Origin of the sequence: Streptomyces sp. NPDC003023 (assembly GCF_042888225.1) — a bacterium.
Taxonomy (GTDB): domain Bacteria; phylum Actinomycetota; class Actinomycetes; order Streptomycetales; family Streptomycetaceae; genus Streptomyces.
Window position 1 is genome coordinate 1,547,115 of sequence record NZ_JBIAPL010000001.1, and the last position, 20,830, is coordinate 1,567,944.

A 20,830-nucleotide genomic window follows, 5' to 3' on the forward strand; every position below is an offset into this window, starting at 1 on the left:
AGGGGCGGGACTCGGCAGGGCGCGTCAGGCGCGCGGTACGTCGATGCGGGGGAGGACGCCCTCGGCGATCAGCTCCCGGACCCGGAACTTCTGGATCTTCCCGGAGGCGGTCAGCGGCAGCCCGTCGGCGAGGTACCACCGGGCCGGGATCTTGTGCGGGGAGAGCTGCTCGCGGCAGCGGGCGACGCACTCCTCGACGTCCGGGCCCTCCGGGCGGTCGGCGGCGGGCAGCAGCACCGCGGCGACGATCTCGCCCCACCGGTCGTCGGGCAGCCCCACCACCAGCGCGTCGCGGACCCCCGGCAGCGTGGTGAGGAAGGACTCGACGGGCCCGGGCGCGATGTTCTCACCGCCCCGGATGATCAGGTCGCTCAGCCGGCCCTCGATCCGGACCGCGCCGGTCGCGTCCATCGAGCCGAGGTCCCCGGTGTGCAGCCAGCCGTCCGCGTCCACCTTCCGCGCGGTGGCCTCCGCGTCGCCGTAGTACGCGAGGAGCTGCTGGTAGCCGCGGGCGCAGATCTCGCCGGGGACGCCGAGCGGCTGCACCCGGCCGGTGTCCGGGGACACGATCTTGCACGCGACGTGCGGCAGCGGCCTGCCGACGGTGCTGGTCTTGTCCATGGCGGTGTCGTCCGGGCGGGTCAGGGTGACCACGGAGGCCAGCTCGGTCTGCCCGTACAGGTTGAACACCGTGGTGGAGAACAGCTCCTCGGTCTCGGTGATGAGCTGCGGGCGGACCGGCGCCGCGCCGGTGAGAACGGAGGAGAGCCGGGCCGGCGCGCCGTCGGCGGCACGGGCCACGTCGTTCAGGGCGGTCAGCACCGTCGGCACGCTGGTCAGCACCGCGCCGGGGGACCGGCGCAGCACCTCGAAGAGGACCTTGGGGTCGAAGCGCTCCAGGAGCGTGAAGACGCCGCCGCTCCACAGCGGCCCCAGGCAGGAGATGACACAGCCGGCGGTGTGGAACATCGGCAGCGGGGAGACGACGGTCGCGCCGTCGTGGACGCCGAGCCCCTCGAAGGTCAGCCGGGCCACGTTGACCACGGACCGGTGCGAGAGCAGCACCGCCTTCGGGGCGCCGGTGGTGCCGGAGGTGAACTGGATCTGCGCCGGGACGGCGGCGATCTCCTCCTGCGAGGGCAGCGGCGCGGCACCCCGCAGCGACTCCCACGCGGCGAGCGGCACGACGTGCCGCAGACCCGGCAGATCCGGTGCCACCGCCTCTGCCGTCCCTGCCATGTCGTAGCCCCGGACTGCGTCGGCGTGGATCAGCATCTCGGCCTCCGAGGTGCGCAGCGCGTGGGTCAGCTCACCGGGCCGCAGCGCCGGGTTGAGCGTCACCAGCGTCACCCCGGCCAGCGCCGCCGCGTACGCGACGACGGGCCACTCCGGGACGTTCGGCGCCCACAGGGCGACTCGCGCGCCCAGTCCTACCCGCTCCCGCAGCCCACCGGCCACGCTCTCGGCCTCGGCGAGCAGTTCGCCGTACGTCCAGCGGCGCGTGGCGCCGCCGTCGGCCGGGACCGACTCCAGGGCCGGGGCGTCCGGCCGGCCCGCCGCCACCTCGCGCAGCAGGGAGCCGACGGTGTGGTCCGAGAGCGGCGCCTCGTCGTCCGCGGGGCGGAGCGACTCGGTGAGCAGGGTGTCGATGTGCGGAACGTCGGCGTGCGGGGCGGCCGGTGCGGTGCTGACCTGCATGGTGACTCTCCTCGGCGGTGGGCTGCCGGTTCGTCCGGCGCTGCTCCCATCCCACCGTCGGGCCCACGGCGCCGGATCCCCCGGCGGCTGGAATCCGTTCCCTCCCGGGAGGGAACCGGGCGAGGGAGGCAGGAGCTGTGCAGTTCCCGTCCAGGGCCGGTGGTCCCGCCGTCGGTAACGTGCGTCCGCTTGTGCCCGCCCTCGACCGGAGGCCGCGGGAGCGAAAGGAGTCACAGTGGAAGTGACGGCGGGCTGGCCGGCCCTGGACGGCATACGGGTCCTCGATCTCTCGCGGCTGCTGCCCGGCGGATTCGCCACGGTGCTGATGGCCGACCTCGGCGCCGACGTGGTCAAGGTGGAGAGCCCGGACGGCGGCGACTACGGCAGGCTCGTCGAGCCGGAGACGTTCGCGGCGCTCAACCGCAACAAGCGCTCCCTCGTCCTGGATCTGCGCGACCCGGCCGGCCGGGACACACTGCTGCGTCTGGTGGAGCGCAGCGACGCCGTGGTGGAGAGCCACCGGCCCGGCGTCCTCGACGCCATGGGGCTCGGGTACGCGCGGCTGCGCGAGGCCAACCCGCGGGTGGTGCTGTGCTCGATCACCGGCTTCGGCCAGCACGGCCCCTACGCCTCCCGGCCCGGCCACGACCTCAACTTCCTCGCTCTGGCGGGCTTCTTCGCCGTGCCGCACCGTCCCGGCGAGCGCGTCGACCGGGTGGGTCTGAGGATCGCCGACCTCGCCGGAGCGATGTACGCCGCGCTGTCCACCTCGGTCGCGGTCGCCTCCGCCCGCTCCACCGGCCACGGCCAGCATCTCGACGTGTCGCTGCACGAGGCGGCCGCCGCCTGGGCCGGACCGCTCGCGCTGCCTCTGCGCACGCTGCCCGACCCCGCCGACAGCCCGCTGGTCACGGGGGACAACGATGTGTTCACCGCCGCCGACGGCGGCCGGATCGCGCTCGCGACCTTCGAGGACAAGTTCTGGCTGGCCTTCCGCACGGCCTTCGCCGGGGAGTTCCCGGAGCTCGACGACGACGCCTACGACCGCCGCGCGGCGCGCACCCGGGCCCGCGGGCGGGTACGGGAACTGCTCACCGGCGTCCTCGCCCGTCGCGACCTGGCCTGGTGGTGCGCCGCGCTCGACGGACTGGATCTGCCGTGGGCACCGGTGTACGAGACCGCCGACGCGTTCCTGGCCGACGCGCACGTCGACGCCCGCGACCTGGTCGGGACCCTGCCGGGGTCGTCGACCGAGGAGCCACGCCGACAGGTCCGCTTTCCCGTCCTGTTCGGCGCCGGACTCGACTCGCTGCGCGGCGCCGCCCCCGGGCACGGCGAGCACACCGCCGAGATCCTCGCGGAGCTGGATCGATGAGCGGGCGCGGCGCGTTCGCACAGAGCGCCGAACACCGGGCGCTGCGGGAGGCCGTCGCCGCGTTCGCGCGCGGCCGGGGCGGCGCCGGTCCCGACCCGCGCTCCTCGAAGGAGCTCTGGGCGGAGGCAGGACGGCTCGGCTACCTCGGGGTCAACCTGCCCGAGGAGTACGGCGGCGGGGGCTGCGGCATCACCGAGCTCTCACTCGTCATGGAGGAACTCGGCGCGGCCGGCAACCCGTTGCTCATGCTGGTGGTGTCGCCCGCCATCTGCGGGACGGTCATCAGCCGCTTCGGCACCCCGGAGCAGAAACGCCGGCTGCTGCCCGGACTGGCCGACGGCTCCTCCCGGATGGCCTTCGGCATCACGGAACCGGACGCCGGATCCAACTCACACCGGCTGACCACCACCGCCCGCCGGGACGGCACGGACTGGCGGCTCACCGGCCGGAAGGTCTTCGTCTCCGGGGTCGACGAGGCCGACGCCACCCTGATCGTGGGCCGGACGGCGGACGCCCGCACCGGCCGCCTCAAGCCGTGCCTCTTCGTCGTCCCGCGCGACACCCCCGGCTTCGCCCACCACGAGATTCCCATGGAACTCAGCGCCCCCGAGCGGCAGTTCGAACTCGTCCTGGACGACATACGGCTGCCCGCGGACGCGCTGGTCGGCGAAGAGGACGCGGGGCTCCAGCAGCTCTTCGCCGGGCTGAACCCGGAACGCATCATGATCGCCGCGTTCGCCGCCGGCCTCGGCCGGTACGCCCTGGACAAGGCCGTCGACTACGCCCGCACCCGGCAGGTGTGGTCGACCCCGATCGGCGCCCACCAGGCCGTCGCCCACCCGCTTGCCCGGATCCACGTCGAGCTGGAACTGGCCCGGCTGATGACCCGCAAGGCCGCCGAACTCTACGACGCGGGCGACGACATGGCCGCGGGCGAGGCCGCGAACATGGCCAAGTACGCCGCGGCCGAGGCCTGCGCCAACGCCGTCGACCAGGCGATCCACACCCTGGGCGGCAACGGCCTGACGACCGAGTACGGGCTCGCCTCGCTGCTGACGCTCTCACGGGTGGCGCGGATCGCCCCGGTGAGCCGGGAGATGATCCTCAACTTCGTCTCGCACTACACCCTGGGGCTGCCGAAGTCCTACTGACCTCGCCCCCGCGTACGACCGTGGCCCCGCCGGGAGAACCGGCGGGGCCACAGTCATGAGGGGCCGCACGCGGTGGAGGACGCGAGCGGTGGGGGCGTACGCGGTGGACAACGCGAGCGGTGGGGGCGTACGGCGGGGGATGTCGTACGCCCCCGGATCAGTGGGCCAGTGAGAGGCCGACGCCCTGCTCGACGGCCCGCGCGTACACGGCAGCGGCCAGCGCGATGTCCTGGACGCCCATGCCGAACGGGTTGATCACCACCCGGTCGTCCCCGGCGACCGGCCGCGCGTAGTCGCCGGCGAACAGCTCCGGCAGCGAAGCGTCCACCGAGCGCCCGCCCGCCGGGGCGGCGGTCCCCGGGCCGGCCACGCGGCCGGCCCGGGCCAGCTTGCCCAGCAGCCGGTGGTCGTCGTCGACGACCAGCTCCCAGTCGTCGACGAACAGGTGGTCGCAGCCCAGGAGCAGGCTCTCCGCCGCGTCGTCGAGGGACACGTTGACGAACGTCCCGCCCGTGGGCACCCAGTCCAGCTCCACGTACGCCTCGGTGGTCGTCGTCACCGCGACCGTCACCTGGGCCCGCTCGACGGCGGCGCGGGCGTCCGCGGTCACCGTGACGGCGACCGCCGGGTCCGCCGCGCGCCAGCGGGCGGCCAGTTCCTCGGCCCGGTCCGCGTCCTGGTCGTGCACGAACAACTCCTCGACGCCGGGGCAGACGCTCGCCAGCAGCTCCCGGTGGACCTCGGCCTGCCGGCCGCAGCCGAGGAAGGCCACCTGCCGGACGGCCGCCAGGTCGCGTACGGCGCGCAGCGCGGCGATCGAGACGCCGGCCGTGCGCAGGGCGCTGATCCGGCCGCCCTCCATGATGCAGATCGGCCGCGCGGTCTCCGGGTCGTCGAGCACGACCAGCCCGGCGGCGCGCGGCCGGCCGAGGAGCCGGTTGCCCAGCGAGGCGTTGATGATCTTGCAGCCGTAGGCGCCGTCCGCCCAGCCGGGCAGGATGAGGCTGCGTGCCGACGCCCCGGACGGGGTGGTCCAGCGCAGCGCGGCCTCCGGGGTGAGCCCCGCCTCCTTGCGCCGGTAGGCGAGCAGCGTGTCGTGCGCCAGGTCCGCGACGGGCAGCCCGTCGCAGAGCCGGGCCACGTCGGCGCTGTCCAGATACGTGAGCGGCGTGTCGTCGTGCTGGGTCATCGGTGCGTTCCCTTCCGGGGGTTCGGCAGCTTGCGCGGGGTCGGCCGGGTCGATGCGGGCGGCTCCTCCGCACGCACCCGGTCCAGCAGGTCCAGGGCCGCGCGGATCTCCTCGGCGCAGCCGGGACCGCCGTCGGCCGGGGCGTCGCGGAGCTGCGGGTACTTCTCCCCGCTGTCCGGGCAGACGCAGGCGATCTCCCGCAGCGACGGGTCGAGGACCGCCCGGGAGACGGCGGCGAGCGCCGCGGCGCCGCCGCTGCCGCCGAGCGAGATCCCGGTCCGCCGGGCGATCAGCGCACAGGCCGCGGCGGCCGCCTGGTCCGTCAGCCTCACCACATGGTCCACGTGGTGGGGCTCGACGAAGCCCGACACCTGTCCGGAGCCGAAGCCCATCAGCTTGAACGGCCGGTCGGCGGGGCTCCCGCCGAGTGCCGAGGATCCCACCGCGTCGACCGCGACGACCCGGGTGTCCGGGGCGTGGTCGCGGAAGAACTGGGAGATCCCCGCCAGTGTGCCCCCGGTCGACACGGCCACGGCGACCGCGTCGAACCGGCCGTCAGGTGCGGCCTTCATCAGCTCGGCGGCGGTCTGCCACTCGTGCACCCCGGGATTGGCGGGGCTCTCGTACTGGTTGGTCCACACGGCGTCGGAGCCGGCCGTCACGATCTCCCGCACGGCCTGGAGCCGGGCCTCGAGGGTCCGGCCGCCCGGCACCTCGCGCACGGTCACCACATCGGCGCCGTACCCGTGCATCCGCGCGACACTGGCGGGCGGCGTGCTCGGCTCGACCACCAGCGTGCAGAGGTAGCCGCGCTGCGCGCAGAGCCCGGCGAGCGCCACGCCCAGGTTGCCGGAGGTCGACTCGACCACCCGCATCCCCGGACGCAGCGCCCCACTCGACTCCAGGGCGTTCAACAGGGCCTCCGCCGTACGGGCCTTGATCGACCCGAAGGGGTTCTCGGCCTCCAGTTTCAGCCAGATCCGCACGGTCCGGTCGCCGACCGGGACGACGACCGGCCGCAGGGGAGTGTCGCCGATGGCCGCCAAGGGCGCGGCGAAAGCTGGGGTTTCGGTCATGGTGCTCAGTCCTTGAGGCTGTCGGCATGCGCCGTCGGCTGCTGCCGCCCGGGCGGGACGGTCCGCTGGGGACCGATGTCGTCGAGGTTGTATCCGTGCGGATAGCCCGGGTACGTCCGCGCGGTCGGCCGGGTCATCAGCCGCGCCATCAGCCGCGGTGCGACGAACTCGGCCCCTGCATGGCCGCGCAGCCCGGCGCGGTGGACCGCTCGCACCCACCGGCGCGGCACGGGCAGGCCGAGGGCGTCCAGCGCCGGCGCGTCCAGCCGGCAGGGCAGCGTGGCCGCGACCAGGTCGCTGACCGGGCGCCGGTACCAGGACGCGTACAGGTTCAGGATGTTGGTTCCGACGCGGTGGTTGCTCGCGGCCCGCTGGAAGCGGGCCCGCTCGTACGCGGAGTTGAACTGCTCGAACGATGCGTAGTCAGTGGGTAGTTCACGGATGTTCATCCGCCTGCCGACCTCGGTGAAGAAGTAGAAGGCCGCCAGCCGCTCCGTCTCGGAGGTCCGGCGCCAGGCCCAGCGGTCGATCCAGCGGACCGGCTCGAAGACGAAGGTCGACAGGACGTACAGCATGTCCTCGTTGGCGATGTCGAACCTGCGGTGCGCCTGGTTGATCTGCCGGATCGCCTGGCGCCCGCGCGTGGAGTCGTAGCCTCCGCGTACCAGTTCGCCGAGCAGGATCCGGGTGTCGTCGTAGCGCTTCTGCGCGCGCAGGGCGAACTCGCCGCTGCCGTCCAGGACGTCGGAGATGGCGGGCACGCAACAGGTGCGCCAGATCGCCACCTCGAGCCCCCGGCCGTAGTCCCAGGGGAACTCGTGGTCGGAGGATATGCGGTGGATCTCCTGGTGGTCCGCCTTCGGGTCGAGGGTCTCCAGATGTCTGAGTGTCGCGTAACGGTTTCGCATGCGTACCCCGTTCACGGTCGGTCACGGTGAGGGAAGTCGGTCGAGGGCGCGCCTACAGCGGGGTGGAGCCCGCGGTGCTGGTGACCTCGGGCCGCGTGGGGTCGAACCGCAGCGTCTCGAAGCGCCACTGGAGCTGGCCGGTGAGCCAGCTGCGCAGTCCCGCGACGTGGCGCTCCAGACGGTCCGCCGGGAAGAGTGCGAGCTGCGCGGGCGTCAGGAGCTCCGCGAAGGAGGAACTGAGCTCGGTGAAACGGTCGAAGCGGCCCTGGACCATCTCCCCGACGGCGTCCGCGGCGGTCTGCAGGTCCGTGCCGTGCGCGTGCCGGTGGACCAGGACCAGGTTGTGCGGGTCGCCGAGCAGCGCCTCCTTCTCGCAGCTGAACAGGTCGTTGGTCCACAGGTCCGCGTCGGACAGCGCCGCGTTCATCTCCGCGAACACCGGCAGCGTGTAGATCTCCTCCGGCACCTCGAAGTGCGTGGTGACCTCGATGAGGTCGAGGTACGGCATGAGCGCGCGGCCGCGGTGGGCGATGTACTCGTCCAGGCCGGGGACGCGGCCCGTGACCCGGTTCTCCGACTCCCACACACAGGTGTCGAAGAAGGCCCCGATGTGCGCGGCGAGCCGCCGGCGCCAGGTCGGAGAGGTCAGCGGGGCGGTGCGGCGCCACAGGTCCGCGTAGGCGGGGCGGAACACCTGGGTGAGGGAGTTCGCCGCCGGGCCGGGGTCGTCGTCGACGGAGCCGTCCTCGGTGAACCAGCCCAGCACCTCGTCGCAGACCTCGCGCAGCCGCTCCGGCTCCGTACCGAGGGAGGTCTCGTCGAACTGGTCGTCCAGGACCAGCATGCAGCTGATCCAGTCGGTCACGAGCCGGAGCTCCTCGGCGCCGGAGTGCGGGTACGCCCGGCCCATCAGGGTGCCGAGCAGGGAGCGCTCGTGGTGGCGGCGGGCCGCCTCGTCGGGGGCGAGGCCGAAGCGGGCCACGAAGGCCCGGGCTCCGGCCTCCGCCAGGTCGGCGAACGGGCTGAGCTCCGGGGGGAACTCCACATGGATGTGCGGCATGCGCAGGGACACGGTGTCACCCGTCGTTTCGAGTCGCGGTGCAGGGATCAGGGGCACGGGGGCGGGGGGTGAGGGAGAAGCGGGGGAGGGCTCGGCCCGGCGGCATCCACCGGGCGGGCTCAGCCGGGCAGTTGGAGGGACTTGACCTCCTGGAACTCCTGGATGCCGTGGCGGCCGAGCTCCCGGCCGATGCCGGACTGCTTGTAACCCCCGAACGGGGCCGCGGCGTTGAACTTCGCGCCGTTGACGTCGACCTGGCCCACCCGCAGCCGGCGGGCCACGGCGACGGCGCGGTCCCGGTCGCCGGACCACACGGTGGCGGCGAGGCCGTACTCGGAGTGGTTCGCGAGGGACACCGCCTCGTCGTCGTCCGCGAACGCCATGACCGCGAGGACGGGGCCGAAGATCTCCTCGCGGGCCAGCGGCGACGACGGGCTGACGTCCGTCCAGACGCTCGGCGCCACGTAGTGGCCGGTCGGGGGCAGCGCGGCCGCGGCCTCCTGGCCGGCGACCTGACGGGCGCCCGAGCGGGCGGCCTGCGCCAGATGGCCGAGGACCCGCTCCCGCTGCCCGGCGGAGGCGAGCGGGCCCAGCAGGGTCGCCGGGGACTCGGGGTCGCCCGGCACGTAGCCGGCGACGACCGCGCGGGCGATGTCCAGCGCCTCGTCCAGCCTCGCCCGCGGCACCAGCAGCCGGGTGCGGGCGGTGCAGGTCTGTCCCGCGTTGTGCAGGGCGCTGCGCACCCCGTCCTCGACCGCGGCGGCCAGGTCGGCGTCCGGCAGGACCAGCGTCGCGGACTTGCCTCCCAGCTCCAGGCAGGTCTTCTTGACCGTACGCGCCGCCGCCGCGCCGACCTCCCGGCCGGCCTCCAGCGACCCGGTGAAGGACACCAGGTCGACGCCGTCGTCGACGGTCAGCGCGGCGCCCGCTGTCGCGCCCCGGCCGGGCACCAGGTTGAAGACGCCCGGCGGCAGCCCGATCCCGTCGATGAGCTCCGCGAGGAAGTACGAGGAGAGCGGGGCGAGTTCACTTGGTTTGAGCACCAGAGTGCAGCCCGCCGCGACGGCCGCGCCGACCTTGGCGACCGCCTGGTGCAGCGGGTAGTTCCACGGGGTGATGGCGCCGACCACACCGGCCGGCTCACGGACCACGAGGGAGTGCCCGATCCGCTCCTCGGCGGTGGCCGCGGAGAGCTCGGCCGTGAAGCCGTCGAGCACCCGTACCGGCAGCCCCGCCTGGACGCGCCGGGAGAACGTGATCGGCGACCCCATCTCCCGCGTGACGGTCTCCGCCAGCTCGTCCTGGTGCTTCACCAGGGCCTCGCGCAGCGCGGTCAGCGCCGCCGCGCGCTCCTCGACGCCGGTCGCCGCCCAGCCGGGCAGCGCCCGGCGGGCCGCGTCCACCGCGCGCCAGACGTCCTCGCTGCCGCAGTCCGGGACCTCGCCGACGATCCGCAGGGTCGCCGGGTTCTCCACGGCGATCGTGCCGGTGGCGCGTGGGGCGGTCCACCGGCCGCCGACGTAGACCTGGTGCAGAGGGCGGGAATTCATGGCGTGGCGGGTCTCTTTCTGCAGGATCGAATGACCTGAATTCCTCCGGCGAACAGACAGGAGGGAAGAAATTCACGAGGTGACGGCGGACCAATGTACGGAGCCCGACCGCCCGAGGGCTGGATGAATTCTGTATGTCGAGCTGCCGCCCGAATCGGGTGGTGACGACCGGTGAAAAGGCGTTAAGGTGCGGTGCTTGAAATGCTGGGACGGGTGAGTTCCCAGCCGTTCGAGAAGTCCAGGGAAGCAGGCCGTCAGTGATACCCAGTCCGGTACGTGCCCGGAATGCCGCAAGCCCGGACGGGAGCTGGCTGCGCCGGCCCCGCCCGGTGCCCGCGCCGAGGATCCGCCTGGTGTGCCTGCCGCACGCGGGCGGCACCGCCGGTGCGTTCTACGGTTGGGTCGACGCCCTGCCGGACGATGTGGAACTCGTCGCGGTGCAGTACCCCGGGCGGCAGGACCGCTTCCGCGAGGCGTGCGTCAGCGCCATGGGGCCGCTGGCCGACAGCGTGGCGCGGGAGTTGCTGCCGCTGTTCGACCGGCCGGTCGCGCTGCTCGGCCACAGCATGGGCGCGGCCCTCGCGTACGAGGTCACCCTGCGTCTGGAGGCGCTGTACCGGGCCCGGCCGCGGCACCTGTTCGTCTCGGGACACGGCTCACCGCTGAGCCCCCGGCGCGGCCGGGACCTCCATCGGCAGGACGACGACGCCATGGTCGAGGGCCTGCTCGCGCTCGGCGGCATGGACCCGGCGGTGGTCGCGGAGCCGGAACTGCTGGCCCTGTTGCTGCCGTCGTTCCGCGCCGACCTGACCCTGATCGAGACCTACCGGCCCGCCGCGGCGCGGCCGGTGACCGTGCCGGTGACGGCCTACGTGGGGAACGCCGACCCGGGAGTGCCCGTCGCGGACGCCGCCGCCTGGTCGGATGCGACGTCCGGGGAATTCTCCCTGCGGGTCTTTCCCGGTGACCATTTCTCCCTCGTGCGGGGGAGCGAGATCGTCACGGACGTCGCCCGCGTTCTTGCCGGCCCGTACTGATCCTCCGTACAACCCTCTCCGCAGCCGGATTCTCTCTCCTTTTCTCGGCTTCCCCGCGCAGGCGGCCGCCGGACGCCGGAGGATTCTTCTCCGGCACCGCATCGGCGCCGCCCGCGCGAAGTCATCCCGACCCGACGTATTTCCTGTTCCAAGGAGCCTTTCGACATGCTGCCCGACGACGACGTGGCCACGAAGGTCCGCGCACTCATGGTCGATGCCCTCGATCTCCGGCTCGACCCCCAGGACATCGGTCCGCAGGTCTCGCTCTACTCGCCGATGATCCAGCTCGACTCGCTCAACCTGCTCCAGCTCCTGCTCGCCGTGGAAACCGAGTTCGGCGGCCAGATCGAGGACGAGGACGTCATGGAGGCCGACCTGGAGACCGTCGGCGACCTGATCGAGCTCGTCCGTGTGCATGTCGCCGGCCTGCGGACGGAGACCCTGGCATGAGAGCCGTGCGCAACCAGTACCTGCTCGACGAGGACGACGTCCCGACCCACTGGTACAACATCCTCGCCGACCTCGACGTGCCGGCCTCCGAAGTCCGGCGGGCCCGGCCCGCCGCACGGCCGGACGGCGACGCGACCGGCGACGCGCAGACCGGCGACGCGACCGGCGACGCGCAGACCGCCGACCGCGGGTCCACCGGAGCCAACATCCCGCTCTCCATGTACCGCGGCAGCGTCGGTACCGAGCGCCATGTGAAGATCCCCGACCCGGTGCGCGCGCAGTACCAGCGCTGGCGCCCCACGCCTCTCATCCGAGCCCACCGCCTCGAGCAGGCGCTCGACACCCCCGCGCACATCTACTACAAGTACGAGGGCGCCAACGCCTCCGGCAGCCACAAGCTCAACTCGGCGCTCGCGCAGGCCTACTACTACAAGAAGGCCGGCGTCCAGGAGATCACCACCGGCACCGGCGCCGGCCAGTGGGGCACCGCGCTGTCGATGGCCTGCCACGCCCTCGACCTCGCCTGCACCGTCTTCATGGTCAACTGCAGCTACCGGCAGAAGCCCTACCGCCGGGTCCTGATGGAGCTCAACGGCGCCCGGGTCGTCCCCAGTCCGAGCGGCACCACCGAGGCCGGCCGCGCCCTGCTCGCCGCCTCGCCCGACAGCGACGGCAGCGTCGCCATCGCCAACGCCGAGGCCCTCGAACACGCCCGGACCGTGACCCGCGGCGCCTTCTCCGTCGGCAGTGGTGAGAACCACGTCCTGCTGCACCAGACGGTCATCGGCGAAGAGGCCCTGCTCCAGATGGAGCTGGCCGGGGAGTTCCCCGACGTGGTCATCGGCTCGATGGGCGCGGGCAGCAACTTCGCCGGACTCGCCTTCCCCTTCCACCGCGAGAAACTGCGCACCAAAGCCGCGACCCGGCTGGTCGCCGTGGAGCCCGAGGCGTGCCCCAAGATGACCCGTGGCCGCTACGCGTGGGACTACAACGACTTCTCCGGCACCACCCCCATGACGAAGATGTACACCCTCGGCCACACCTTCGTCGCGCCCGGCGTGCACGCCGGCGGACTGCGCTACCACGGCGCCGCGCCGCTGGTGAGCGCCCTGTACGACCGCGGCCTGATGGAGGCCGTGGCCTACGGGCAGAAGGACGTGTTCGAGGCCGGGGCGTTCTTCGCCCGCACCGAGAACCTCGTCCCCGCCCCCGAGTCCGCGCACGCCGTCAAGTGCGCCGTCGACGAGGCCGTACGCGCCCGCGAGGAGAACCAGCCGCGCGTCATCCTCTTCAACGTCAGCGGCCACGGCATGCTCGACCTGTCCGCCTACGACCAGTACCTGGCGGGCACCCTCGAGGACCACGTGGTCTCCGACAGCCACATCGCCGCCTCGCTGGCCGGACTGCCCGCCGTCGACCCGGTCGGGGACCGCTCGTGAACCTCAGCCCCACCGAGGAACAGACCGCCCTCGCCGACCGGTTCCGCCGGCTCGGCCACGACCTCGGCGCCGACCTGCCGGCCAGGGAACGCACCGGGACGCTCCAGCCCGGTGACTGGCAGCGCTGCGCCGACGCCGGAGTCCTCGGCCTCCCCGTGCCCCGCGCCTACGGCGGTCTCGGCCTGGACCCGCTGACCTGCGCCCTCGCCCTGGAGGGCCTGGGCGAGGGCTGCCGCGACAACGGCCTCATGATCGCGCTCGGCGCGCACCTCTGGGCCGCCGAGATCCCGCTGCTGCTCTTCGGCAGCGAGGAGCAGAAGAGCCGCTATCTGCCGGGATTCTGCGACGGCCGGCTGATCGGCGCCCACGCCATCACCGAGGCCGGATCCGGCTCCGACGCCCTCTCCCTCACCGCCACCGCCCGCCGCGACGGCGACCACTACGTCCTCGACGGCGCCAAACGCTTCGTCACCAACGCTCCGCTCGCCGACGTCTTCCTCGTGTACGCCACCGTCAACCCGGCTCTCGGGTTCACCGGCGTCACCGCCTTCCTCGTCGAACGCGGCCAGGCGGGGCTGACCGTGGAGACCCGCTACGAGAAGGCCGGACTGCGCACCGCGCCCTGGGGCGAGATCACCCTCAGCGGCTGCCGCGTCCCGCTCTCCGCGCGGCTCGGCGCGGAGAAGCAGGGCTCCCGCATCCTCGCCGCCACCATGGCCTGGGAACGCTCGCTCATCCTGGCCCCGATGCTCGGCGCCATGGGACGCCAGATCCAGGACTGCGTCCAGTACGCCCGCACCCGCGAGCAGTTCGGCCGGAACATCGGCAAGTTCCAGTCCGTCTCCCACCGCATCGTCGAGATGCGGATCCGGCTGGACGAGGCCCGGCTGCTCACCCACCGGGCCGCCTGGGATCTCGAGCGGGACGTCGCCTCGCACTACGCCGAGGCGGCCCAGCTCCGCACCAGCGAGTCCGCCGTCGAGACCTTCCTCGACGCCCTCCAGGTGTACGGCGGCCTCGGCTACACCACCGAAACCGACGTCGAACGGAACCTGCGCGACGCGCTCGGCACCCGGATCTCCTCCGGCACCTCCGACATGCAACGGCTGGTGATCGCCGAGAAGCTCGGCCTCACCACCCGCGCCCGCGCCGCGTCCCCCCGCCCCGCAGGAGCCCGCCATGCGCACGCTGAATGAGCTGCTGACCCACGCCGCGGCCACCCGCCCCACGGCCGAGGCGGTCCGCCACCGGGGCCGCTCCACCGACTACGCCGGCCTCGACCGGGCGGCCACCGCGCTCGCCGCGACCCTGCGCGAGCAGGGCGTCCGCCCCGGCGACCGGGTGGGCCTGTGGTTCGGCAAGTCGACAGAGACCCTCGTGACCCTCCACGCGATCCTCAAGTGCGGGGCCGCGTACGTCCCGGTCGACCCGGCCACGCCCGTCGCCCGCGCCGCGTACATAATCGGCGACTGCGCCGTCCGCTGCCTGGTCACCGACGCGCCCCGGCTCGCCCTGCTCCAGGAGCACGGCGTTCCCGCCGCGCTGCGCACGGCCGTCCTCGTCGGCGACGAGCCCGTCCCCACGGGCGACCTGGCCCTCCGGTCGACGAGCTGGGCGCAGGCCGTGGACCGGCCTGCGCCCGACGGGTTCGCGCCCGCCGCCGTCGGCCCCGACGACCTGGCCTACATCCTCTACACCTCCGGATCCACCGGCACGCCCAAGGGCGTCATGCTGTCCCACCGCAACGCGCTGGCGTTCGTCGACTGGACCGTGAACGAGTTCGGGCTGTCCGCCGAGGACCGGCTGTCCTCCCACGCCCCCGTCCACTTCGACCTGTCCGTCTTCGACGTCTTCGCCGCCGTGAGCGCCGGCGCGTGCCTCGTCCTCGTGCCCGAGCACCAGCGGGCCCTCGGCCCGGCGCTGAACCGACTGGTCGCGGAGGAGGGCATCACCGTCTGGTACTCGGTGCCCGGCGCCCTCATCCGGATGCTCGACGCCAAGAACCACGCCCTGCTCGAGAGTTCACGGCTGCGGACCGTGCTCTTCGCGGGCGAGCCGTTCGCGCTCAAGCACCTGCGGCGGCTGCGCGCGGCGCTGCCGGGAGCGGCCCTGCACAACCTGTACGGCCCGACCGAGACCAACGTCTGCACCCACCACCGGGTCACCGACGCCGACCTCGCCCCCGACCGCACCGCACCCCCGCCCATCGGCCGCCCCTGCCCGTACACCGACGCCGGGCTCCTGGGCCCGGACGGCCGGCCGGTGCCCGACGTCCCCGGCGCCGAGGGCGAACTCTGCGTCACCGGCGACTCGGTGATGCTCGGCTACTGGGGCCGCACCCCACTCGCCGAGGCCGGGGGAGCGGCCCGGACCCACCGCACCGGCGACCTCGTCCGGTCGCTGGAGGGCGGCGGCTACCTCTACCTCGGACGCCGCGACCACATGATCAAAATTCGGGGTCACCGGGTCGAACCGGAGGAGATCGAGGCTGTTCTGATGCGGTTGCCCGACGTCCACGAGGCGGTCTGCGTCGCTGTCCCGGACGCCGACGGCAACCATGAACTCCAGGCCCATGTGGTGCCCGTCGACGGCGCGGCCCCCGCCCCCGCGGACCTGCGCGCCCACTGCATGACGGCCCTCCCGCGCTACATGGTCCCCGCCGCCTTCCACCTCGCCGACTCCTTCCCCCGCACCTCGACCGGCAAGACCGACCGCCGGGCCCTGGCCGCCCTTTCCCTCCGGGTGGCGGCGTGACCGCCCGCGTGCTCACCCTGCGCCGGCCGAGCCGGCTGCTCGGCCGCGACAAGGGCGTCAACATCGTCCTGCCCGGCGGCTACAGCGAGGACGGCCCCGCCCACCCCGTGCTGTACCTGCTGCACGGCTACGGCGGAAGCAAGGACACCTGGCTCGTCAACACCCGTCTCGTCGACCTGCTCGAGGACAGCCGGACCATCGTCGTCCTGCCGCAGAGCGGACGCCGCTGGTTCGTCAACGACCACGCCGGACTGCGGTACGAGGACCACCTCGTCCACGAACTCGTGCCGGCGGTCGACGCGCGGTTCCACACCCGCGCCGAACGCTCCGGTCGCGCCGTCGGCGGCTTCTCCATGGGCGGCGCCGCCGCGCTCTTCCTGGGCCTGCGGCACCGCGACGTCTTCGGCACGGTCACCTCGCACGCGGGGGCCTTCGAGGCGCCGCTGCGGACCGGGGACCCGTACGCCTCGTTCCGCTCGGACCCCGCGTTCGCGATGCCCACCGTGGAGAGCCACGAGCGGGTGTGGGGCCCGCCCGGCAGCGAGACCCGGCGGCGCTACGACCCGTACCGCCTCATCGAACAGGACAGCCGCACCCCGCCGCCCGCCCTCTACCTGGACATCGGCACAGAGGACCACGACCGGATGCGGGCCATGAACCGCCGGGTCCGCGACGCGCTGCGCGAGCGCGGCCACGAGGTCGCCTACCACGAGCGGCCCGGCGGCCACGACTGGCGGTTCGTCGACGGCGCTCTGCCCGCCTCGCTGGCATTCGTCGCCCGCCACACCGAGGAGCGGACGCATGAACGCATCTGAACCCTCCCTCCTGGTCACCCGCCCCACCCCGGGCGTCGTCACGGCCGCCCTGAACCGGCCCGCCCGCAAGAACGCCCTGAACGAGGACCTGTTCGCCCGCCTCACGGACCTCTGCGCCGGACTGCGTGCCGACCCCTCCGTACGGGTGCTCGTCCTGACCGGCGCCGGAGACACCTTCTGCGCCGGGTACGACATCGACGAGGTCGGCCGGATCGCCGCGCTGCCCCCGCTCGACCTGCTCGACCTGCTGCACCGGCAGGCCGAGGCGATCACCGGACTGACGGCCCTGCCGCAGACCGTGATCGCCGCCGTAGACGGCTCCGCCGTCGGCGCCGGGCTCTCCCTGGCGCTCGCCGCCGACATCCGGCTCGCCGCGCCCGGTGCCCGCTTCCGGGCCTCGTTCGTCAGGATGGGGCTCTCCGGCGGCGACATGGGCGCCTCCTGGCTGCTGCCCCGGCTGACCGGCCTCGGCTTCGCCTCCGACATGATGCTCACCGGCCGGTTCGTGACCGCTGACGAGGCCCTCGACCGCGGCCTGGTGAGCCGGGTGACCGGCCCCGGCGACCTGGACGGCGCCGCGCTCGGCCTCGCCGCCGAGATCGCCGCGAACAGCCCGGTCTCGCTGGCCCTCACCAAGCAGGTGCTCCAGGCCAACACCGACGCGCCCTCGCTGGCGGCCGCCCTCGAACGGGAGGCCCCCCTCCAGGTCGTCGCCGCCCACTCCCCGGACGTCCGTGAGGCGGTGGCCGCCTTCCGAGCCCGCCGCGCCCCCGACTTCGGCGCGGCCCGGCCGACCGACGTCCAGCACGCCGGGGACGCCGTCCCTTCGGCGACCCCCTCCTGAAAGGAACCCACGTGACCACCGAGAACGCCTGGCAGCCCCGGATCCTGCGCCCCGCCGACGTGGGCGCCGACGCCACCCCGCAGGGCCTGGAGGAGTACCTGCGGGCCACCGACGTCGGCCAACTCCTGGCCGAGGAACGCGCCGTCTACTTCCGCGGCTTCGGCATCACCGCCGACAGCTACGACGGCGCCGCCGACCTGCTGCTGGCGAACCGGCTCGCGTACGTCCACGGCAACTCGCCGCGCACCAAGGTCGGACGCAACCTCTACACCTCCACCGAGTACCCGGCCGAATTCGAGATCTCCATGCACAACGAGATGTCGTACGCGCACACCTGGCCCTCGCGGATCCTGTTCTTCTGCGACGTGGCGGCGGCCACCGGCGGTGCGACCCCGCTCGTCGACGGCCGGCTCTGGCTGGAGTCCATCGACCCGGAGATCCGGGCGGCCTTCGCCCCCGGCGTCCGCTACACCCAGAACCTCCACGACGGCATGGGCTTCGGCAAGAGCTGGCAGGCCACCTTCGAGACCGAGGACCGGGCCGAGGTCGAGGCGTTCCTCGACGGCGCCGGGACCGAGTGGAGTTGGCAGCCCGACGGCACCCTCCGCGTCACTCAGCTCCGCCGCGCGACGCTGGAACACCCGGTCACCGGCACGGAGGTCTGGTTCAACCAGGCCGACCAGTGGCACATCGCCGGACTCGGCGACGACGCCGCCGCGCTCGCCGAACTCATCCCGGAGGAGGAGCTCCCGCAGAACGCGTTCTTCGCCGACGGCAGCCCCATCCCGGCCGAGTACATCACCCACGTCCAGGAGATCGGCATGAAGACCGCCGTGGACGTCGCCTGGGAGGCCGGCGACCTGCTGCTCGTCGACAACGTCGCGGTCGCGCACGGCCGCCGCACGTTCACGGGGCAGCGCCGGATCCTGGTCGCCATGGCCTGATCCGCGTCCCGCTCCCGTGAACGCCTCGAAGGGCCGGCCCGCTCGGGCCGGCCCTTCGAGGCGTTCACGGTGAGGGCGGTGGAGGCGGGAACCGTCAGGACGCCCACCGGTCGAGGGCGGCCAGGAACGCCGGCACGTCGTCCGCGATCCGGCCGGTCGCCGCGAACCGCCGCGACGGCAGCCCTTCCACGACGCGCCGCAGCGTCTCCTCCGTCTCCCGGACGACCGGCGAGAAGTCGAGCCGCAGCAGCTTCGCCACCGCGCCCAGCGTGCTGCGCGGGCCCGCGCCCAGGACCTGCCCGGCACGGCCCCCGGACGAGGCCGGGGCGTCGCCGTCCCGGTCCACGAAGACCACCATGTCCACCGGCAGCGGCCGGGCCGGGGCGGGCCCGGCCCCGGGGCGCACCGGAAACAGGTACTCGCGCCCCCGGTGGTCCGCGGGCAGTTCCGAGGCGTGCCCCTCGACCGGCGTCCCGGTGACGCGCTCGATCAGAGCCCGGTCGTCCGGATGCGCCCGGCACTCCCACGCGCCGCTCAGGAACAGCGGGACGACGGCCCGGTCCGCGGTCACGAACACCAGATCCTCCGCGACCACCTGCCAGCCGTGGGCGAAGGCCGCCAGACCGAGGGTGGACTTGCCCGACCCGGACGCCCCGGCGAGCAGCACGGTGAACCCGTCGTCACGGGTGACGGCCACACCGTGGATCAGCGCCATCCCGCCGCTCAGCATCAGCGGGGCGATCAGCGCCATCCGCGTCAGCTTGCGCCGGAACGCCTCGTGGCTCGCGGACACCTCCACGAGGGCGCCGGCCGCGCCGCCGGGGAGGGGCACGTCGCCGGCGTGCGGCGCGGCGTCGGCCGCGACGTGGGCGGGGGCAGGGCCGGGTGACGCCGTCAGCAGTCCGGCCGTGCCCGAGGCCTCCCGGGCCGGCCAGTGGATCCGGCGGACATCCCCGCTCTCGCTGTACGCCGCCCAGGGCCCGCCCGGCGCGGGCGGCGGCTCGCCGGACGGCGGGCGGTACGCGTCCACCGCCCGCACCCGCAGCCGGACCACCTCCTGGCCGGAGAGCGGGCCGGGGAGCGGGCCGGCGCCGCGGGCCAGCGCCCCGGTGAAGACGTCGAGCCCCTCGACCGGGTCGACCTCGTCCCAGAACGACCCCGCCGCACCCGGCGGCACGGCGAACTCCCAGTCCGCGACCACCCGTTCGGAGACCAACCGGCCGGAGACCGCTGGGCCCGGGCGGCTGGTGTCATCCGGACCCGGGCGGCCGGGGGCGGCCGGGCCCGCGGCGGACGCACCCCGGCGGGCGGCCCGGTCCGGGGCCGCCGGCCCCAGGGCGCTCAGGTCACTTGTCACGGTAGGCGGCCTGCCTCGCCATCGTGTGGAACTCGGTGGCCCACTCCGGCGCCAGCGCCTCGCGTACCGCGGCCCGTGCGGTCTCGATGCGCTCCGCGACCACCGTCTCCACCCGGTCGCGCACCCCGGTCCTGATGAGCACCTCGTGCAGCCGTTCGGGATCGGCCCCGGCGAGGTCGTCGCCGACCAGCTCACGGACCTCCGCCTCGTGGTGCAGCGCGATCGACATCAGCAGCGTCATCTTGTGCTGCTTGAAGTCGAGCTGGGCGGGCTTGCCGATCACTTCGGAGCTGCCGAACGCGTCCAGCAGATCGTCCCGGAGCTGGAACGCCTCGCCGAGCGCGAGACCGTACCGCTCGAACGCGGGCCGCAGCTCCTGCGCGCCGGCCAGCTCCGCGCCCATGGCCAGCGGCCGGTAGACCGTGTAGCGGCCCGACTTGAACAGCGCGATCCAGCTCGACAGTTCGGGGTCCGGCACGAATCGGGCGGCGGCCCGTACGTCCAGGAACTGGCCGATCATCAGCTCCGTGCACAACTCGCCCCAGATGCGCCGGGCGTGCGGCGGACAGTCGACCAGCAGCCGCTCCGCGTACACCAGCGCGAGATCGCCGGCGAGGACGGCGACGCTCTCGCCGTACCGGCGTGGCTCACCGCGCCAGTGCCGCTCGGTGTGCAGCGTCGAGTGCACGACGTGCGCGGTCGGCTCGTTGCGGCGCATCCCCGAGTCGTCCATGACATCGTCGTGCAGCAGCGCGAAGGTGTGCAGCAGCTCCAGGGCGGCCGCCACGTCGACGACGACCTGCGCCTCCGGGTCGCCGCCGCCGGCGAGATAGCCGGCGACGCAGAACGCGGGACGCAGGCGCTTGCCCCCGCTGCCCACCATGCGGCTCACACAGTCGATCAGTTCGGCCGAATCCGCGTTGAGCGCCGCCCAGGAACGGCGCTCCTCGGCGAGGAATTCATGAATACGTCGCTCCACCCGCGCCAAGACGCGGTCGCGTGTTTCGCGGGCGGCGACACCAGTGAATTCTTGACTCACTGGGAACGTAGTGGACATGCGGATCTCCTGATAACGGGTAGACCTCAACACGCTCTTTCTCGCACACCCAAGGGCCCCCGAAAAGAGGCAGCTTGGCGTACAGGCGCTGTCCAGAGGGGTTGGCGCCGCGCGGACTAACGTCCT

General features: G+C 73.4%; 18 protein-coding genes. 10 read left to right on the forward strand and 8 right to left on the reverse strand.

Going from position 1 to position 20,830, the window contains the following annotated elements; genetic code table 11:
* Positions 1-24 precede the first annotated feature (24 nt).
* A complete protein-coding gene (locus ACFYV1_RS06570) occupies positions 25-1,698 on the reverse strand; it encodes a class I adenylate-forming enzyme family protein (RefSeq protein WP_389394229.1) in 1,674 nt (557 codons plus the stop codon).
* A gap of 235 nt (positions 1,699-1,933) precedes the next feature.
* Between ACFYV1_RS06570 and ACFYV1_RS06575 the strand changes: the two genes are divergently transcribed.
* Together ACFYV1_RS06575 and ACFYV1_RS06580 are read left to right on the forward strand one after the other, a co-directional pair.
* Positions 1,934-3,073 carry a CaiB/BaiF CoA transferase family protein gene (locus tag ACFYV1_RS06575; RefSeq protein WP_389394230.1) on the forward strand — a complete coding sequence of 380 codons (1,140 nt, stop codon included), beginning with the start codon at positions 1,934-1,936 and terminating at the stop codon, positions 3,071-3,073.
* A complete protein-coding gene (locus ACFYV1_RS06580) occupies positions 3,070-4,224 on the forward strand; it encodes an acyl-CoA dehydrogenase family protein (protein WP_389394231.1) in 1,155 nt (384 codons plus the stop codon). The genes ACFYV1_RS06575 and ACFYV1_RS06580 overlap by 4 nt, the downstream gene beginning before the upstream one ends.
* A gap of 157 nt (positions 4,225-4,381) precedes the next feature.
* On the opposite strand, the gene ACFYV1_RS06585 is transcribed toward ACFYV1_RS06580, so the two are convergent.
* The 5 genes from ACFYV1_RS06585 to ACFYV1_RS06605 form a co-directional block, all read right to left on the reverse strand.
* Complete coding sequence (locus tag ACFYV1_RS06585; RefSeq protein WP_389394232.1) at positions 4,382-5,413, reverse strand: ornithine cyclodeaminase; 1,032 nt, start codon at positions 5,411-5,413, stop codon at positions 4,382-4,384.
* Positions 5,410-6,489 (reverse strand): cysteine synthase family protein, encoded by a 1,080-nt coding sequence (locus ACFYV1_RS06590; RefSeq protein WP_389394233.1) that lies wholly within the window; start codon positions 6,487-6,489, stop codon positions 5,410-5,412. Before ACFYV1_RS06590 ends, ACFYV1_RS06585 begins: the two co-directional genes overlap by 4 nt.
* 5 nt (positions 6,490-6,494) lie before the next feature.
* On the reverse strand, positions 6,495-7,397 hold the full coding sequence (locus ACFYV1_RS06595; RefSeq protein ID WP_389394234.1) for an oxygenase MpaB family protein: 903 nt from the start codon (positions 7,395-7,397) through the stop codon (positions 6,495-6,497).
* 52 nt (positions 7,398-7,449) lie between these two features.
* The gene (locus ACFYV1_RS06600; RefSeq protein WP_389394235.1) at positions 7,450-8,469 is read right to left on the reverse strand and encodes a hypothetical protein; all 1,020 of its coding nucleotides are present in this window, start codon (positions 8,467-8,469) and stop codon (positions 7,450-7,452) included.
* Between the two features lie 107 nt (positions 8,470-8,576).
* A complete protein-coding gene (locus ACFYV1_RS06605) occupies positions 8,577-10,007 on the reverse strand; it encodes an aldehyde dehydrogenase family protein (protein WP_389394236.1) in 1,431 nt (476 codons plus the stop codon).
* Between the two features lie 353 nt (positions 10,008-10,360).
* On the opposite strand from ACFYV1_RS06605, the gene ACFYV1_RS06610 reads away from it, so the two are divergent.
* From ACFYV1_RS06610 to ACFYV1_RS06645, 8 genes are all read left to right on the forward strand, one after another.
* On the forward strand, positions 10,361-11,044 hold the full coding sequence (locus ACFYV1_RS06610; RefSeq protein ID WP_389394237.1) for a thioesterase II family protein: 684 nt from the start codon (positions 10,361-10,363) through the stop codon (positions 11,042-11,044).
* A gap of 165 nt (positions 11,045-11,209) precedes the next feature.
* A complete protein-coding gene (locus tag ACFYV1_RS06615) occupies positions 11,210-11,494 on the forward strand; it encodes a phosphopantetheine-binding protein (RefSeq protein ID WP_389394238.1) in 285 nt (94 codons plus the stop codon).
* Positions 11,491-12,933 (forward strand): TrpB-like pyridoxal phosphate-dependent enzyme, encoded by a 1,443-nt coding sequence (locus tag ACFYV1_RS06620; RefSeq protein WP_389394239.1) that lies wholly within the window; start codon positions 11,491-11,493, stop codon positions 12,931-12,933. Before ACFYV1_RS06615 ends, ACFYV1_RS06620 begins: the two co-directional genes overlap by 4 nt.
* Positions 12,930-14,129, forward strand: a complete 1,200-nt coding sequence (locus tag ACFYV1_RS06625; RefSeq protein ID WP_389394240.1) for an acyl-CoA dehydrogenase family protein — start codon at positions 12,930-12,932, stop codon at positions 14,127-14,129. Before ACFYV1_RS06620 ends, ACFYV1_RS06625 begins: the two co-directional genes overlap by 4 nt.
* A complete protein-coding gene (locus tag ACFYV1_RS06630; RefSeq protein ID WP_389394241.1) occupies positions 14,113-15,687 on the forward strand; it encodes an amino acid adenylation domain-containing protein in 1,575 nt (524 codons plus the stop codon). The genes ACFYV1_RS06625 and ACFYV1_RS06630 overlap by 17 nt, the downstream gene beginning before the upstream one ends.
* Entirely contained in the window at positions 15,684-16,502 is an 819-nt protein-coding gene (locus tag ACFYV1_RS06635) for an alpha/beta hydrolase (protein WP_389394242.1), read from the forward strand. Before ACFYV1_RS06630 ends, ACFYV1_RS06635 begins: the two co-directional genes overlap by 4 nt.
* Positions 16,489-17,346 carry an enoyl-CoA hydratase/isomerase family protein gene (locus ACFYV1_RS06640; protein WP_389394243.1) on the forward strand — a complete coding sequence of 286 codons (858 nt, stop codon included), beginning with the start codon at positions 16,489-16,491 and terminating at the stop codon, positions 17,344-17,346. The genes ACFYV1_RS06635 and ACFYV1_RS06640 overlap by 14 nt, the downstream gene beginning before the upstream one ends.
* A gap of 11 nt (positions 17,347-17,357) precedes the next feature.
* Positions 17,358-18,290, forward strand: a complete 933-nt coding sequence (locus tag ACFYV1_RS06645; RefSeq protein WP_389394244.1) for a TauD/TfdA family dioxygenase — start codon at positions 17,358-17,360, stop codon at positions 18,288-18,290.
* 94 nt (positions 18,291-18,384) lie between these two features.
* On the opposite strand, the gene ACFYV1_RS06650 is transcribed toward ACFYV1_RS06645, so the two are convergent.
* Together ACFYV1_RS06650 and ACFYV1_RS06655 are read right to left on the reverse strand one after the other, a co-directional pair.
* Positions 18,385-19,647: a hypothetical protein gene (locus tag ACFYV1_RS06650; RefSeq protein ID WP_389394245.1), complete on the reverse strand. Its 1,263-nt coding sequence runs from the start codon at positions 19,645-19,647 to the stop codon at positions 18,385-18,387.
* A complete protein-coding gene (locus ACFYV1_RS06655; protein WP_389394246.1) occupies positions 19,637-20,626 on the reverse strand; it encodes a polyprenyl synthetase family protein in 990 nt (329 codons plus the stop codon). The genes ACFYV1_RS06650 and ACFYV1_RS06655 overlap by 11 nt, the downstream gene beginning before the upstream one ends.
* Positions 20,627-20,830: the final 204 nt, after the last annotated feature.

What these genes read in the sequence shown, in the direction of transcription:
- ACFYV1_RS06570 (WP_389394229.1), bottom strand. Translation starts at nt 1,698, where the DNA reads ATGCAGGTCAGCACCGCACCGGCCGCCCCGCACGCCGACGTTCCGCAC.
- ACFYV1_RS06580 (WP_389394231.1), top strand. Translation starts at nt 3,070, where the DNA reads ATGAGCGGGCGCGGCGCGTTCGCACAGAGCGCCGAACACCGGGCGCTG.
- ACFYV1_RS06585 (WP_389394232.1), bottom strand. Translation starts at nt 5,413, where the DNA reads ATGACCCAGCACGACGACACGCCGCTCACGTATCTGGACAGCGCCGAC.
- ACFYV1_RS06590 (WP_389394233.1), bottom strand. Translation starts at nt 6,489, where the DNA reads ATGACCGAAACCCCAGCTTTCGCCGCGCCCTTGGCGGCCATCGGCGAC.
- ACFYV1_RS06595 (WP_389394234.1), bottom strand. Translation starts at nt 7,397, where the DNA reads ATGCGAAACCGTTACGCGACACTCAGACATCTGGAGACCCTCGACCCG.
- ACFYV1_RS06605 (WP_389394236.1), bottom strand. Translation starts at nt 10,007, where the DNA reads ATGAATTCCCGCCCTCTGCACCAGGTCTACGTCGGCGGCCGGTGGACC.
- ACFYV1_RS06615 (WP_389394238.1), top strand. Translation starts at nt 11,210, where the DNA reads ATGCTGCCCGACGACGACGTGGCCACGAAGGTCCGCGCACTCATGGTC.
- ACFYV1_RS06620 (WP_389394239.1), top strand. Translation starts at nt 11,491, where the DNA reads ATGAGAGCCGTGCGCAACCAGTACCTGCTCGACGAGGACGACGTCCCG.
- ACFYV1_RS06630 (WP_389394241.1), top strand. Translation starts at nt 14,113, where the DNA reads ATGCGCACGCTGAATGAGCTGCTGACCCACGCCGCGGCCACCCGCCCC.
- ACFYV1_RS06640 (WP_389394243.1), top strand. Translation starts at nt 16,489, where the DNA reads ATGAACGCATCTGAACCCTCCCTCCTGGTCACCCGCCCCACCCCGGGC.